The organism is Marinobacter nitratireducens (assembly GCF_000708045.1).
GTDB lineage: Bacteria > Pseudomonadota > Gammaproteobacteria > Pseudomonadales > Oleiphilaceae > Marinobacter > Marinobacter nitratireducens.
The window spans coordinates 221,327-235,191 of record NZ_ANIE01000006.1 but is presented as its reverse complement, the minus strand read 5'-3'; the positions used below and the strand labels follow the sequence as shown (position 1 = coordinate 235,191).

The 13,865-nt window shown below is 57.4% G+C and carries 14 protein-coding genes; 10 read left to right on the top strand and 4 right to left on the bottom strand.

Features of this window, described 5'->3' with window-relative positions; translation table 11 throughout:
• Nucleotides 1-29: 29 nt before the first annotated feature.
• The 8 genes from rnr (at nucleotide 30) to alr (ending at nucleotide 8,268) form a co-directional block, all read left to right on the top strand.
• A complete protein-coding gene (gene rnr, locus D777_RS10710; protein WP_036131841.1) occupies nucleotides 30-2,564 on the top strand; it encodes a ribonuclease R in 2,535 nt (844 codons plus the stop codon).
• Nucleotides 2,565-2,578: 14 nt separating this feature from the next.
• Nucleotides 2,579-3,316, top strand: a complete 738-nt coding sequence (gene rlmB, locus D777_RS10705) for a 23S rRNA (guanosine(2251)-2'-O)-methyltransferase RlmB (RefSeq protein WP_036131839.1) — start codon at nucleotides 2,579-2,581, stop codon at nucleotides 3,314-3,316.
• Between the two features lie 243 nt (nucleotides 3,317-3,559).
• Complete coding sequence (gene rpsF, locus D777_RS10700) at nucleotides 3,560-3,976, top strand: 30S ribosomal protein S6 (protein ID WP_036131837.1); 417 nt, start codon at nucleotides 3,560-3,562, stop codon at nucleotides 3,974-3,976.
• A 24-nt stretch (nucleotides 3,977-4,000) separates the two neighbouring features.
• Complete coding sequence (gene rpsR / locus D777_RS10695) at nucleotides 4,001-4,231, top strand: 30S ribosomal protein S18 (protein ID WP_036131835.1); 231 nt, start codon at nucleotides 4,001-4,003, stop codon at nucleotides 4,229-4,231.
• Nucleotides 4,232-4,257: 26 nt separating this feature from the next.
• Nucleotides 4,258-5,124, top strand: a complete 867-nt coding sequence (locus D777_RS10690; RefSeq protein WP_036131833.1) for a hypothetical protein — start codon at nucleotides 4,258-4,260, stop codon at nucleotides 5,122-5,124.
• Between the two features lie 20 nt (nucleotides 5,125-5,144).
• Nucleotides 5,145-5,591 carry a 50S ribosomal protein L9 gene (gene rplI / locus D777_RS10685; protein WP_036131832.1) on the top strand — a complete coding sequence of 149 codons (447 nt, stop codon included), beginning with the start codon at nucleotides 5,145-5,147 and terminating at the stop codon, nucleotides 5,589-5,591.
• 179 nt (nucleotides 5,592-5,770) lie between these two features.
• Nucleotides 5,771-7,177 carry a replicative DNA helicase gene (gene dnaB, locus D777_RS10680; protein WP_036131830.1) on the top strand — a complete coding sequence of 469 codons (1,407 nt, stop codon included), beginning with the start codon at nucleotides 5,771-5,773 and terminating at the stop codon, nucleotides 7,175-7,177.
• Nucleotides 7,177-8,268: an alanine racemase gene (gene alr / locus D777_RS10675; RefSeq protein WP_036131829.1), complete on the top strand. Its 1,092-nt coding sequence runs from the start codon at nucleotides 7,177-7,179 to the stop codon at nucleotides 8,266-8,268. Before dnaB ends, alr begins: the two co-directional genes overlap by 1 nt.
• A 7-nt stretch (nucleotides 8,269-8,275) precedes the next feature.
• On the opposite strand, the gene D777_RS10670 is transcribed toward alr, so the two are convergent.
• On the bottom strand, nucleotides 8,276-8,632 hold the full coding sequence (locus tag D777_RS10670) for a hypothetical protein (protein ID WP_036131827.1): 357 nt from the start codon (nucleotides 8,630-8,632) through the stop codon (nucleotides 8,276-8,278).
• A gap of 160 nt (nucleotides 8,633-8,792) precedes the next feature.
• Here D777_RS10670 and D777_RS10665 point away from each other — a divergent pair, with 160 nt between their 5' ends.
• A complete protein-coding gene (locus D777_RS10665; RefSeq protein WP_036131825.1) occupies nucleotides 8,793-9,671 on the top strand; it encodes an SDR family oxidoreductase in 879 nt (292 codons plus the stop codon).
• A 32-nt stretch (nucleotides 9,672-9,703) separates the two neighbouring features.
• Here the strand turns inward: D777_RS10665 and fnr are convergent, their stop codons facing one another.
• The 3 genes from fnr to ylqF form a co-directional block, all read right to left on the bottom strand.
• Nucleotides 9,704-10,456 (bottom strand): fumarate/nitrate reduction transcriptional regulator Fnr, encoded by a 753-nt coding sequence (fnr, locus tag D777_RS10660; RefSeq protein ID WP_036131824.1) that lies wholly within the window; start codon nucleotides 10,454-10,456, stop codon nucleotides 9,704-9,706.
• A 140-nt stretch (nucleotides 10,457-10,596) separates the two neighbouring features.
• Complete coding sequence (gene fabB, locus D777_RS10655; protein WP_081849530.1) at nucleotides 10,597-11,808, bottom strand: beta-ketoacyl-ACP synthase I; 1,212 nt, start codon at nucleotides 11,806-11,808, stop codon at nucleotides 10,597-10,599.
• Nucleotides 11,809-11,925: 117 nt separating this feature from the next.
• Nucleotides 11,926-12,840, bottom strand: a complete 915-nt coding sequence (gene ylqF / locus D777_RS10650) for a ribosome biogenesis GTPase YlqF (protein WP_036131821.1) — start codon at nucleotides 12,838-12,840, stop codon at nucleotides 11,926-11,928.
• A 241-nt stretch (nucleotides 12,841-13,081) separates the two neighbouring features.
• Between ylqF and D777_RS10645 the strand changes: the two genes are divergently transcribed.
• Nucleotides 13,082-13,543: a Spy/CpxP family protein refolding chaperone gene (locus D777_RS10645; RefSeq protein ID WP_051669066.1), complete on the top strand. Its 462-nt coding sequence runs from the start codon at nucleotides 13,082-13,084 to the stop codon at nucleotides 13,541-13,543.
• The last annotated feature ends 322 nt before the right edge of the window (nucleotides 13,544-13,865 follow it).

The following is a 13,865-nucleotide window of genomic DNA, read 5'->3' as shown; positions in this document are numbered from 1 at the left end:
TGGGTACGGTATTCAGGACAAGGATCCGAATGGTTTCCAGGAAGAAAAGTAACAGGGACCCGCACGCCAGTCGCGAGGCCCAGAAGTATGAAAACCCCATCCAGAGCCGTGAATTCATCCTCGCGCACCTGAAAGAGCGCGGCGCACCCGCCACCCACGAAACCCTGTGCTCAGAGTTGAAGCAGGACTCCCCGGAAGGGATTGAGGCTCTGCGGCGGCGTCTGATTGCCATGTGTCGGGATGGTCAGCTTATCTGTAACCGCCGGGGCGCCTATCTGCCGATTGAAGAGGCGGACCTGGTGACGGGTCGGATCATCGGCCACAAGGATGGCTTTGGCTTTCTGGTGCCTGACGACGGCGGTTCTGATCTGTTTCTGACGGCGCGCCAGATGCGGCAGGTGTTTCATGGCGATCGCGCTGCCGCCCGGGTCGACCGAGTCGATGATCGTGGCCGTCGGGAAGGGGTGATCGTCGAAGTGCTTGAGCATCGTACGCACCAGACGGTGGGCCGTTTTTTCAAGGAAAGCGGTATCGGATTTGTGGTTCCGGAGAACGCGCGCATCAATCATGAAGTGCTGGTCGCTGATGAGAATGTCGGCGACGCGCGGCACGGTCAGTATGTCGTGGTCGACATCGTCAAACAGCCGACGATCCGTACCCAGCCCACCGGTCGTGTGGTGGAGGTTCTGGGTGAGCATATGGCTCCCGGGATGGAGATTGATGTTGCTATCCGTTCCTATGACATTCCTCATAGCTGGCCGACGGCGGTGGGTGAACAGGCGGCCGCCATTCCGGAAGAAGTGGCAGAAAAAGACAAGGCCAATCGCGTGGATATCCGGGATATGCCCCTGGTGACCATCGATGGCGAGACCGCCCGGGATTTCGACGATGCCATCTATTGCGAGGCTCGTCCCCGGGGCGGCTATCGTCTTGTGGTGGCAATAGCTGACGTGTCGCATTACGTCAGGCCGGAGTCGCCGCTGGATGAAGAGGCAATACAGCGGGGCAATTCTGTGTATTTCCCGGATCACGTGGTGCCGATGCTGCCGGAAAAGCTGTCCAACGGACTGTGCTCCCTGAATCCGGATGTCGATCGTCTGTGTATGGTTGCTGATATGAGTATCAGTGCCGCTGGTAATATCAGCGGCTATACCTTTTATCAGGCGGTTATGCGCAGTCATGCCCGGCTGACCTACACCAAGGTTAGCGACATGCTGGAGCGCCCGGATTCGGAACCGGGTTATCGCCTGGCGGCGCAGTACTCGGAGTTGCTGCCGCATCTGCATGATCTATACGGGCTCTATAAGTTGTTGCGCCGGGCGCGGACAGAACGTGGGGCCATCGACTTCGAAACAACGGAAACTCAGGTCGTCTTTGACGCCGAACGCAAGATCGAAGAAATCGTGCCGGTGCATCGAAACGATGCGCATAAAATCGTCGAAGAGTGCATGCTCTGCGCCAACGTTGCCACGGCCAGGTTCCTCAAGAAGCACAGGATCCCCGCGCTCTATCGGGTCCATGAAGGGCCGTCGGAAGAGCGGCTGAATGCTGTTCGCCTGTTCCTTGGGGAATTGGGCCTGCAGCTGGGTGGGGGTGATAAGCCGTCGTCGGCGGATTATCAGGGGCTTTTGGCCCAGATCGCTGATCGACCTGATGCCAACGTCATTCAGACCGTCATGCTGCGCTCGCTAAGTCAGGCGGTGTATAGCCCGGAGCAGAGTGGGCATTTTGGCCTCGGATTCGCGAGTTATACCCATTTCACATCGCCGATTCGTCGATACCCGGATTTGATTGTTCATCGGGCCATCAAGTCCAGGATTCATAATCCTGAGGTCCAAAAGGATGTCATCACGCCTGCCGTTACAGATCCGGAGCTGGCGGAATATCCCTATGATCATGCCCGGATGGAGCAGTTGGGTGAACACGCTTCGATGACCGAGCGTCGGGCGGATGATGCCACCCGGGATGTCATGGCCTGGCTCAAATGTGAGTTCCTCAAGGACCATGTGGGCGATGAGTTCGATGGCGTCATTGCTGCGGTGGTTCCGTTCGGGTTCTTCGTGGAGCTGGCCGATGTGTACATCGAGGGGCTGGTGCACGTATCCACGCTCAGCGGCGACTATTTCCACCATGATGCGGCAAAGCACCGCCTGATCGGGGAACGTACGGCGGTGAGCTTCCGGCTCGGTGATGAGGTCCGCGTTCGCGTGGTTCGGGTCGATCTGGAGGATCGCAAGATCGATCTGGAGCTTATCAGCAAGCCCAGGCGCCGAAAGGCGGATCTCGCTGCACTTGAAGTGTCCCGGGATGAGAAGCGGGGCAAGGGTGGAGCGCGTGGCCGGGGAGGCGAAAAGTCCAAAGGGCGGAAAAAAGCGGCCAAGGCGGGTGGTAAGGAATCCCGGAAACCCGCGAAAGGCTCCAAGGCAGGCAAGTCCGGCAGTGCCAAAGCCCAGTTGGTGGCCGAGGCCGCGCGGGAAGCTGAGAAAAAGCAGAAAAAAGGTGGCAAGTCCGGAAAGGCTGCTGGAGTGAAAAAGCCGCGTAAACGCCCGGCGTCGGGTAAATAACAGGAACGAGATAAGTGTCTGGAGAGTTTGTTTTTGGTTGGCATGCGGTTGAGGCCGTACTCAAGCGGGAGCCTGAGCGGTTGCAGCAGGTCTGGATTCAGACCGGGCGTCAGGATAAGCGTGTAAATCGATTTACCGAAGCCCTGGATAACCTGGGGGTGCGCTGGAAAGTGGTGCATCGCAGAGAGTTGGATGAGCGGGTGTCCGGCGTCCATCAGGGCATTGTGGCCGCTGTCAGCGAGAGCCGGGAGTGGACAGAGGGTGACCTGCTGGCGCAGATTGCCGGAAGCGACAAAGCGCCATTTCTGTTGGTGCTTGATGGCGTGACCGACCCTCACAATCTGGGGGCCTGCATGCGTACTGCCGACGCCGTTGGGGTTCAGGCAGTTGTCGTGCCGAAGGACAAATCGGCGTCGCTGACCCCCGTCGCCCGAAAGGTCGCCTGTGGTGCTGCTGAGACGGTGCCGTTCGTGAGAGTGACAAACCTTGCGCGTTTCCTGCGGACCCTTAAGGACGAAGGCGTATGGTTGATCGGTACCGCCGGCGAGGCGAGTTCAACGCTCTATCAGGCCGACTTTACCGGCCCAGTTGCGCTGGTGATGGGCGCGGAAGGCAAGGGCATGCGCCGCCTGACCCGTGAGCACTGCGATCAGCTCATCAATATACCGATGCTGGGTCATGTGGATAGTCTTAATGTCTCGGTCGCCACCGGCGTTTGTTTGTACGAGGCATTGCGCCAGCGCCTTGGTTAAGACTTGCACAGAAGGCCCGGTGCGCCTAGAATACGCCACCCCTTTTGTATAGGGGGTGGTTTTTTATTGTCTGGATTCCAGCTGTAAAAGCCTTGTTTTTGATGGGGGCTTCAAGGTAAGTCCTTCTTGATAAAGCAAAAAAGAAACCGGCAGCGTTAGCTGCTTACTCCTTGCTTTCATGTTCGGTGAAACGGAGTTTCCGTTCTGCCAAGAAGAAAGCTGTTTAAACCGTAGGGAGAACTCATGCGTCACTACGAAATCGTATTTATGGTACACCCGGATCAGAGCGAGCAGGTGCCCGCAATGATCGAGCGTTATACCAGCGTCATCACTGAAGATGGCGGCCAGGTACATCGCCTGGAAGATTGGGGCCGTCGTCATCTGGCATACCCGATCAACAAGATTCACAAGGCTCACTACGTGCTGATGAACATCGAGTGTTCACAGGCCGCGATGGACGAGCTGACTCACAACTTCCGGTTCAACGATGCCATCATCCGTGACCTGATCCTGCGTCGCGACGAGGCCGTTACCGACCTGTCTCCGATGAAAGCTGCTGAGTCCCGTGAGGACCGTCGTTCAGGTGGAGATGATCGTCCGCGTCGTGCGCCAGAGTCTGACTCTGCGCCGAAGGCCAAGTCCCAGGACGAAGAAGAGTAATTAACCGGAGTTGAGGAGTTAGATATGGCTCGTTTTTTCAGACGTCGTAAGTTCTGTCGCTTCACGGCAGAAGGTGTTCGCGAGATCGATTACAAGGATCTGGACACCCTGAAAGGCTACATCACTGAAACCGGCAAAATCGTGCCCAGCCGCATCACCGGCACCAAAGCACGTTATCAGCGTCAGCTGGCTACCGCGATCAAGCGTGCCCGCTACCTGGCACTGCTGCCGTACTCGGACAGCCACGACAACTAAGTTACAGAAACACAGGATTTGGGACCATGCGTGCACTCGCTCAGTACGTAATGCGCGGTCCCCTGCAGGCCGGCGGGGTAGCCGCAGTAACAACTGCCTTACCTTTGCTGTTCTGGATTGGCGCAGCGGTAGTCGGCCTGGTGATTCTCAGGCTTGGCATCAGTCAGGGGTTGAACATCGGCCTCTGGGCATTGCTTCCGGCACTGGGCTGGAGCTGGTTCGGGCAGGACCCGACCGCTCTGGCGGTTTTGCTTCAGGTAATGCTGATGGCGTCTGTACTCAGAACCACGCTGTCCTGGGAAAGAGCCCTTCTTGGAGGGAGCTTTCTGGCCATTGTCACAGGGCTTTTGTTGCCTGTGGCGTATCCCGGTTTGCTGGATGATCTGGTCCAGGCCGGGGTCAGTTTTTACGAACAATACAATGCCGATGTGGCCCGCACCCTCGGGAGTGATCTGGAGCAGGTGATCCGGGACACAATGAATGCCAGTATGGCCGGAACCTATCTGGCGACCGGTATTGGCATGACAATGCTCGCCAGGGCATGGCAGGCGGGGCTATATAACCCCGGTGGATTCCGTAAGGAATTTCATGCCCTGAAACTGTCACCCGCGGTAGCGGTGGTATGTGCGGTAACCATGGTCATTGGACCGATGCTTGGTCTGAATTCCATGTTGCTGGTGTGGGCAGCGGGAACTCCGCTGTTCATGGCAAGTGTTGCTCTTGTCCACGGCATTGTCGGACGTAGAAACATGAGTGGCCAATGGCTGGTGCTGTTTTACATCGCGCTGGTGTTGCTGGGTCCAACCCTGATGATTCTGTTAGTGGTTCTGGCTTTTGTGGATAGCTGGCTGGATATCCGGAGGCGAATCAAGCCTGCCGGGCCGGCTGAATAAAGCACGAAGAGGTTAACGAGATGGAAGTTATTCTGCTCGAGAAAGTTGCAAACCTTGGCTCCCTGGGTGACAAGGTAAAGGTTAAGGCCGGTTACGGTCGTAATTTCCTGCTTCCTTATGGCAAGGCTGTACCTGCCACTGAAGCAAACCTGAAGGCGTTCGAAGAGCGTCGCGCCGAGCTGGAAAAAGCGGCTGCTGAGAAGCTGTCTGCTGCCCAGGCGCGTGCCGAAGGTCTGGAAGGTGCTTCCTTCACCATCACGTCCAAGGCTGGTGACGAAGGTAAGCTGTTCGGTTCTATCGGTGTTCGTGATATCGCTGATGCGATCACTGCCGCTGGTACCGACGTCGAGAAGAGCGAAGTTCGTCTGCCTGAAGGTCCGATCCGCGTGACCGGCGAGTACGACATCGAACTGCAACTGCACTCCGACGTAGTTGTTGCTGTCAAGCTGGCGGTTGTTGCAGAGTAAGTCTGCACAGCAATGCCAATGGCCGGTTAGCTACTAGCCTGGTCAGGCTTGAATGAAACAGGCCCGAACCGGAGACGGTTTCGGGCCTGTTGCTTTCTGGTATTCTAGTCATTCTCTCCCATTACCGGATTGATCCCCGTAAACTGTGAAACCCGTGGTATCCAGCTGAAGACGCAACTATGGCCAAACCCAATCTGAAACCCGCCAGCACTGATATTGAGACCAGCCGTATCAAGGTGCCACCGCATTCTGTGGAAGCGGAGCAGGCGGTGCTGGGTGGCCTCATGCTTGATAATCGCCGGTTTGATGAGATCTCCGAGATGATATCGGCTGCCGATTTCTATCGGCAGGATCATCGGCTCATCTTCGGCGCGGTCGAACGTTTGGCAAGTGAGAGTGAGCCGCTCGATGTCGTCACATTGGCCGAGTTCCTGGAGCGGGCGGGTGATATCGACGACGCTGGCGGGTTGTCGTATCTGGCAGAGCTGGCAGAGAAAACACCTGGCGCGGCCAATATAAGGGCCTACGCGGATATTGTCAGGGAGCGTTCGATTCTGCGGCAGCTGGTCGAGGTGTCCGGAACCATTTCGGACTCTGCGTTCAACCCCCAGGGCAGAAACAGCACCGAGATACTCGACGAGGCCGAGCGCAACGTTTTCCGGATCGCGGAATCCCGGGTCAAGGAGGGTTCCGGGCCCCAGGCAATCAATCCGATCCTCACCAAGACCCTGAGCCGAATTGAAGAGCTGTTCGAGTCCGGAGAGGCCAACACCGGCCTGACCACAGGCTTCCGGGATCTCGATGAGATGACGTCGGGTATGCAGCCGTCGGATCTGATTATCGTCGCCGGTCGACCGTCCATGGGTAAGACCACCTTCGCGATGAACCTGGTGGAGAACTCTCTGATCAGCACCGGGGAGCCGGTGCTGGTATTCAGTATGGAGATGCCGGCCGATTCACTGGCCATGCGTATGCTGTCCTCCCTGGGTCGGATCGACCAGACCAAAGTCCGTAGTGGTAAGCTCGAAGAGGACGACTGGCCGAGGCTGACATCGGCCGTCAGCCTGCTCAAGGACAAGCCCCTTTACATCGATGATACGCCCGGGCTAAGCCCCACGGAGATGCGCTCCCGTGCGCGTCGTATTGCCCGGGAGAACGACGGCAAGATCGGTCTGATCATGGTGGATTACCTTCAGCTCATGCGGGTGCCCGGCAATACCGAGGGCCGGACTGCGGAGATTTCCGAAATTTCCCGCTCATTGAAAGGTATTGCCAAGGAATTGAGTTGTCCTGTAGTGGCGCTTTCCCAGTTGAACCGGAGTCTTGAGCAGCGGCCCAACAAGCGGCCGGTCAACTCTGACCTCCGGGAATCCGGCGCGATCGAGCAGGATGCGGACGTCATCATGTTTGTCTACCGGGACGAGGTCTATAACGAGGATTCTCCGGACAAAGGCGTGGCCGAGATCATCATCGGCAAACAGCGGAACGGTCCGATCGGTACCTGCCGCCTCGCCTTCATCGGTAAGTACACCAAGTTTGAGGATCTGGCACACGGAGACTATGGCGATTATGGTGGGGATTATTGATGCCCCGCAGCACCGTAGCCCATGTTGATCTGGACGCACTGAGAAGCAACTACCGCAAGGCCTGTACTCTGGCTGGAAGTGCCAACGTCATGGCGGTTGTGAAGGCGGACGGCTATGGCCACGGCATTCGGGAAGTGGCGTCTGCATTGGCCGGAGAAACCCCGAAATTTGCAGTGGCCTGCATAGAGGAAGCGCGGGCCATTCGCGACACAGGGCTTAGCCAACCCGTGGTGCTGCTTCAGGGCATCCATACTGCGAGTGATATAGGCGAGTGTGCGGCCAACGGCTTTGAACCGGTTCTGCATTCCGATCAACAGCTGGCCTGGCTCGAACGTGCGCGCTCCGCGCCTGCGTTCTGGCTAAAGGTGAATTCCGGGATGAATCGCCTTGGCTTCTTCCCTGAGAATTTGTCGGACGTTGTTGGCCGGCTCTCCCGGCTTGAAGCATTCTCCCGTTTCTCAGGATTTGTGACTCATTTTGCCTGCGCGGATGATCCCCAGAGCCCGATGACGGCGCAGCAGACGGAGCGGTTTAAACAGGCGACATTACCGTGGCCGGGCGCAATGCGGAGTGTGGGCAATTCCGCCGCCCATTTCCTGCCTGGTCAGGAGCTATTCGATTGGAGCCGGCCTGGAATCATGTTGTACGGTGGATCTCCCATGCTGGGTAGGACGGGGCTGGAACTTGGGCTGAAACCGGTGATGTCTCTGGAGGCTCCGCTGATCACGACGCGGACGGTCCGAGCCGGTGACAGCGTTGGTTATGGTGCCGGTTGGGTCGCCACCCGTGATACGGTCATGGGTATGGTGGCAATCGGGTATGGCGATGGCTATCCCCGACACGCGGGAACCGGCACGCCGGCGGCGGTTAATGGTCGGCGTATTCAGCTAATTGGTCGGGTTTCAATGGATATGCTGGCGGTGGATCTCACCAACGCTCCGGAGGCGAAAGTGGGGGATAGGGTCGAGCTCTGGGGTAACACGGTGGGTGTCGATGAAGTAGCCCTCTGTGCGGGAACCATATCCTATGAACTGCTGACCGGCATCACCGCTCGGGTACCGAGGGCGTACCGGTCACGTTCCGAGGCCTGAGCGGGGATTACGCGGTTTCTGGCTCGTGAATGATCTCCTCGATAAAATCGAGGATGGCTGACAGGCTGCGATCATCCAGCTTCTTGAGCACCTTGTGGACCACCATCTTGCTGCCCTTGAGCATGCTGCCGATGCCCATTTTCGCCATGCCCATCATCATGCTGCTGGCGTTGAGGCGTCGCAGGGGTTCCAGGAAGAAAAAGTCGAGGCCCTCGTCGGTCATATCGACAATCAGTTCGAACAACTTGTCGATGGCCTCTTTGTCGGCCTTGCCCCGCTCACGGAGTTCGCCAACGGTGTAGAGGGCTCGGGTGCGGAGTTCATCGCGAATCGGCGCTACGATGTGGCTCTGTTGTTTCAGCATGACGTTTCCTGTTGTTGTATGCTCTTGAAAGAGTATGGCGGGGATCGAAGCCCGCGGTCAGGTTTGAGTGTTATTTTAGGGGTGACGGGCCGGAAGCCATTGGCCTGACCGGTTCCGGGCGCCCGTCACATCAGTGATATTCTGGAGGCAGTGAATCCTCGTGCATGTGCTTGTAGTCCATGATTACGGTCCTTTGGGCAAAATCCTGCTGGAGAAACTTCGCGAGACCCACTTGCAGGTCAGTCCGCTTCTGGTGAGCGACCCTGCGAGCGCGGATCTGAAAGCGCTGGAGAACTGGATCCCGGAGGACACCGATCTCATTGTCAACGCGCTCTGGCTCTCGGACCCGGAGGCGGCAGAGAGGGATCCCGAGGGCACCCACAAAGCGGCTTTTTCGCTTCCGCTGGCCATCGCTGAGTTTGCCCGTGACAGGGGCATGGCATTGTTTCAGCTGTCGTCGTGCTACGTATTTGATGGCCGTAAGCAGAGTGGCTATATCACCTCCAATCCCGGGCAGCCGGTCAATGAACTGGGCAATTGGCAGTGGGAGTGTGAGCAGGCTCTGCGCACCTTGCTGCCCAGGCACATTATCCTCAGAACCGGCTGGGGGCTTTCCCGCTTTATCCGCAAGGTGCAGAAGAGCACGGCATCGCAGTCCGCCCTGTCGCTGCCCGGAAGATGTCGTGGACAGCCCGTCACGGTCAGGGATCTGGCGCGAGTGATGACGGCTGTTGTACTGCAGCTTGATTGTGGCGCGGAAGTCTGGGGCACGTATCAATACGCCGGCGCAGAGGAAATTAATCTCTATGAACTCGGCCTGGCGATTGCCGGATTACCGGGTATCCCGGAAGGTATTCGTGTCGTTGATGATGTGCCGGAATGGGGTCAGCTGGAGCCGCTGAATACGACAATGATCTGCACCAAGATCCGGAATACGTTTGGTATCAAGCAGCAACCCTGGCGTTCAGGCCTGGTCGACGAGTTGGGAATGGCAAAGAAGCCGGAAGAGCGGGGAGTTGAGAAAGCGCCGGCCGATTAGATGGATCGGCCAGCGCGAGGATTCTGTATCTATTACTGACAGCCTTGCCGCGAGAAGTCTCGGGTCACCATCTGCAGCGCTTCCACGTCCAGCAGTTCCACTTCACGGCCACGAGCTTTGATGATGCCCTGGTTCTGGAAGCGGGTGAAGACCCGGCTGACTGTTTCGACGGCCAGGCCCAGAAAGTTTGCAATGTCGTTGCGAGGCATGGGCAGGCTGAAGTTGGTGCCTGACATGCGGCGGCGTTGAAAACGACTGGACAGTGACAGCAGCAAGGCTGCAATGCGTTCTTCCGCCGTATTCTTGCTCAGTAGCATGGTCAGCTGATGGCTGTTCTGGATCTCCTGGCTCATCAGGTGATACATGTGATGTTGCAGGCCCGGAATCTTGCCCGTCAGGTCCTCCAGTTTTTCAACCGGGAATTCGCACACACTGGTACGTTCCAGAGCCTTGGCGGTGCAGGCGTAATGGTCGCCGCTCATGCTGTCCAGGCCGATGAGCTCACCGGGCATGAAAAAACCGGTGACCTGTTCTTCGCCACCTTCGGTGATAATCGAAGTCTTCACCGATCCGCTTTTTACCGCGAAGCAGGAGCGAAACTGCGTGCTCTGATCGAAGATATGCTCCCCGCGGTTGAAGATTCGGCCTTGCTGGACGATGTCTTCCAGTCGCTCCAGGTCATTGTCCTCAATCGCCAGAGGCAGGCACAGGTTGCTCAGGCTGCACTGTTGGCAGGACGCTTTAAGGGGGGATTTGACCTGATGAAGTCGAATTGCTTGAGCCATATCAGATGCGCCGACCAAGTTGATTCATATCAATGGCATACCTTAATACGGTTCAGGAGGTTTGCCAATGATAAATAATCTAAGGATATGAACTTATTTTAGCGCGCCGAGCGAAATTCCTTCGCCCGACGCGTGCTGAGTTACTGAAGTTTCTCGAAAATCAGTGAGGCGTTGGTTCCGCCGAAGCCAAAGCTGTTGGACATGACCGTTGAAAGGTCAGCCTCTCGGGCTTCCGGTCCCACAATGGGTAGGTCGCCAATTTTCTCGTCCACGTCGCCAAGATTTGCGGTTCCGGCCATGAAGCCATTCTGCAGCATCAGTAGCGAGTAGATGGCTTCGTGCACGCCAGCCGCACCGAGGGAGTGACCTGAGAGAGACTTGGTCGAGGAGATGGCCGGCACGTCGCTGCCAAACGTTTCCCGCACCGCGCCCATCTCGGCCACGTCACCCACCGGGGTGCTGGTGCCGTGAGCGTTAATGTACTGAACCTTGCCCCTGATGGTGGCCATGGCCTGCTTCATACAGCGCTGGGCACCTTCGCCGGATGGCGCAACCATGTCATAGCCATCGGATGTGGCGCCGTAGCCTGTGAGTTCGGCGATGATGTTGGCACCGCGCTTTTTCGCATGCTCCAGCTCTTCCAGCACCAGCATGCCGCCGCCGCCAGCGATGACAAAACCGTCGCGGCCGCTGTCAAACGGGCGTGACGCGGTTTCCGGCGCCTCGTTGTACTTGGTTGACAGTGCGCCCATGGCATCGAACATCATGGTCAGGCTCCAGTCTTCTTCCTCGCCGCCGCCGGCGAACACGATATCCTGCTTTCCGGACTGAATCTGCTCCATGGCGTGGCCGATACAGTGGGCGCTGGTCGCGCAGGCAGAAGACATGGAATAGTTCACGCCGCGGATCTTGTAGGCGGTGGCAAGGCAGGCTGAGACCGTGCTGGTCATGATTCTGGGCACCATGTACGGCCCGATGCGTTTGACACCTTTCTCGCGCATGGTATCGGTGGCTTCCACCTGGCTCGAGCAAGACGCGCCGCCTGATCCGGCGATCAGACCGGTGCGATCATTGGAAATCAGGTCTTCGGTGAGCCCGGCCTGGGCAATGGCCTGTTCCATGGACAGGTAGCTGTACATGGCCGAGGGCCCCATGAATCGACGGATCTTGCGGTCGATGACAGACGTGTCTACATCCGGTGAGCCAGCGATCTGACTGCGAAAGCCCATCTCCTTGTAGCTTTCGTTGTAACGAATTCCGGAGCGGCCGGTTTTCAGACTCTCCAGAACCTCATCCACTGAGTTCCCCAGACAGGACACAATGCCCATTCCCGTGACGACAACGCGTCTCATACCTTCCTCCTGTGGCAGGCGTGGAATCGCCTTACCCTGTGATCAATGACATCGATCAACAGTGTATGCGCTTTCAATCCATCACGGTATTTGACCTTGGTAAGGTCCCGGGCCGGGTCAGGCCTTGCGCTTGCCCTTGCCGGCTTCCTTGCGAGCGGCTTTTTCTGCCTCGATCTTTTCTGCTTCCCGGGCCTCCTGCTCCACCATGTCCGGTGTTTCCAGGGACATCGGCCCCAGAGTGCCATTGCGGAACTCGTTGAGAAGAACCTCGGAGACCTTGTGAAGATCGGGAATGCCGCCCCGGGCAAAGAAGCGTCGTTTTGCGGCGATGGCATCCATCAGGGCAAGGCCATCTACTGGCAGCTGGTCAAGGCCATAGCGAGCCTTTACCTGCTCCGGGTAGGCCTGGATCAGGTAGTCTGCTTCGAACAGTGCCACGTCCTCGAAATCAAGCACCGCGCTGCGGATGGCGCCGGTAATAGCCAGTCGGTATCCGCACGCTTCCGGAGAGAGTTTGGGCCAGAGAAAGCCCGGGGTGTCATACAACAGAATGTTGTCCGGCAGCTTGATGGCCTGTTGGGCACGAGTCACTGCTGGCTCGTTACCGGTCTTGGCGACAGGGCGGCCGGCAAGGGTATTGATAATGGTGGATTTGCCGACATTCGGGATGCCGAGAATCATCACTCGCAGGGCACTTTTCTGTCGATCGTGGTCCGGCGTCATCTCCTCGGCCAGCTTGAGAATGCCCATGGCTTCATTGCGCTGGTTGTGGGTGAGGGTTATGGTCCGCACCCCGCGTTCCCGCTCCAGCCATTCCTGCCATTGCTCGGTGATCGCGGGATCGGCCAGGTCGCGTTTGTTGAGCACCCGGATCAATGGCGTGTCCCCGCGCAGCGTCGGTACCAGCGGGTTTTCACTGCTGAAAGGAATCCGCGCGTCCAGCACCTCAATGATGAGGTCCATCTGCGGCATGACCTTCTTGATCTCCTTTCGGGCCTTGTGCATGTGCCCTGGAAACCAGTTAATCGCCATCTCATTTACTCCGGATGTGTATGAACCGCGTCATTATGAAGTGGAATGACCAAACTTTCACATTTGTTTGATCCCGCCGGTGCGGCGGCTCGAACGGGGATGAGATGAGAAGTATGTACAAAATAAAGGGTCATCGGGGTGAAAAATGGTGGTGTGATGCTTTAGGGTGTACGGACTGAATGCGTAAACCAATACATTCCGGTGGTTATTGGAAGTAGCCACCTCGTTGATGGAGAACTTTATGAAGCTCGCAAAACTGTTCGGTACTGCCCTCGTTGCCCTGAGCCTGTCTGCTCCTGCACTGGCACAGCAGGCGTCTGGTGGGCAGCCGGATCAGGTGGATCAACTGGCCCAGATGGTCGGGTTGTCTGATGATCAGCAAAAGGAAATTCGCGGCATCATTGAAGAGATGCAGGGTCAGATCGGCGAACTGCGTCAGGAAGCTCGCGGGCTTCAGCAGGAAATGCAGGCTGAGATCAAGCCGGATTACGACGAAGATAGCATTCGCGAGAAGGCCGAGGAGCTGGGCGATGTGACGGGTGAGATTGCGGCCCTGTCTTCCCTGATGCAAGCAAAAGTCGACAGCGTGTTCACTGAAGAGCAGCGTGAAGAGCTGGATAAGCGCATGAAGCAGATGCAACAGCAAATGCAGCAACAGCGTCAGATGATGCAACAGCAGCAGATGCAGCAGCCGGCTCAGTAATTACGGTTGCTGGCATTGGTTGAAAAAGGGCTGCGCCTTCGGGCGCGGCCCTTTTTTGTTGAATGGGTCTGATTCATTTGTGCCGGCGCCGAGGGGCGAGAAGCCTTGCCAGAACCGCTACGAGCACGTCCATGTGCGCTTGTCTGCGGCCATCCGTGGCCTTCGACATTCTGGCAAGGCTTCTCGCCCCCCGGCACTCAGTAATGGTCAGCGCCTGAAAATGGTATTCAACCCATGTTGGTTCAGTAGTTCTAGCGGATTACCGCCAGAGTTTCCTGAGTAATGGTGTGGTTAATGCCCAAAAATGTTGTAGGCCAAGGAT

Excerpts from the sequence above, each read along its gene's own strand:
- rnr (WP_036131841.1), top strand. The coding sequence starts at position 30 with ATGGTTTCCAGGAAGAAAAGTAACAGGGACCCGCACGCCAGTCGCGAG.
- rpsF (WP_036131837.1), top strand. The coding sequence starts at position 3,560 with ATGCGTCACTACGAAATCGTATTTATGGTACACCCGGATCAGAGCGAG.
- rpsR (WP_036131835.1), top strand. The coding sequence starts at position 4,001 with ATGGCTCGTTTTTTCAGACGTCGTAAGTTCTGTCGCTTCACGGCAGAA.
- D777_RS10690 (WP_036131833.1), top strand. The coding sequence starts at position 4,258 with ATGCGTGCACTCGCTCAGTACGTAATGCGCGGTCCCCTGCAGGCCGGC.
- rplI (WP_036131832.1), top strand. The coding sequence starts at position 5,145 with ATGGAAGTTATTCTGCTCGAGAAAGTTGCAAACCTTGGCTCCCTGGGT.
- dnaB (WP_036131830.1), top strand. The coding sequence starts at position 5,771 with ATGGCCAAACCCAATCTGAAACCCGCCAGCACTGATATTGAGACCAGC.
- alr (WP_036131829.1), top strand. The coding sequence starts at position 7,177 with ATGCCCCGCAGCACCGTAGCCCATGTTGATCTGGACGCACTGAGAAGC.
- D777_RS10670 (WP_036131827.1), bottom strand. The coding sequence starts at position 8,632 with ATGCTGAAACAACAGAGCCACATCGTAGCGCCGATTCGCGATGAACTC.
- fnr (WP_036131824.1), bottom strand. The coding sequence starts at position 10,456 with ATGGCTCAAGCAATTCGACTTCATCAGGTCAAATCCCCCCTTAAAGCG.
- fabB (WP_081849530.1), bottom strand. The coding sequence starts at position 11,808 with ATGAGACGCGTTGTCGTCACGGGAATGGGCATTGTGTCCTGTCTGGGG.
- ylqF (WP_036131821.1), bottom strand. The coding sequence starts at position 12,840 with ATGGCGATTAACTGGTTTCCAGGGCACATGCACAAGGCCCGAAAGGAG.
- D777_RS10645 (WP_051669066.1), top strand. The coding sequence starts at position 13,082 with ATGAAGCTCGCAAAACTGTTCGGTACTGCCCTCGTTGCCCTGAGCCTG.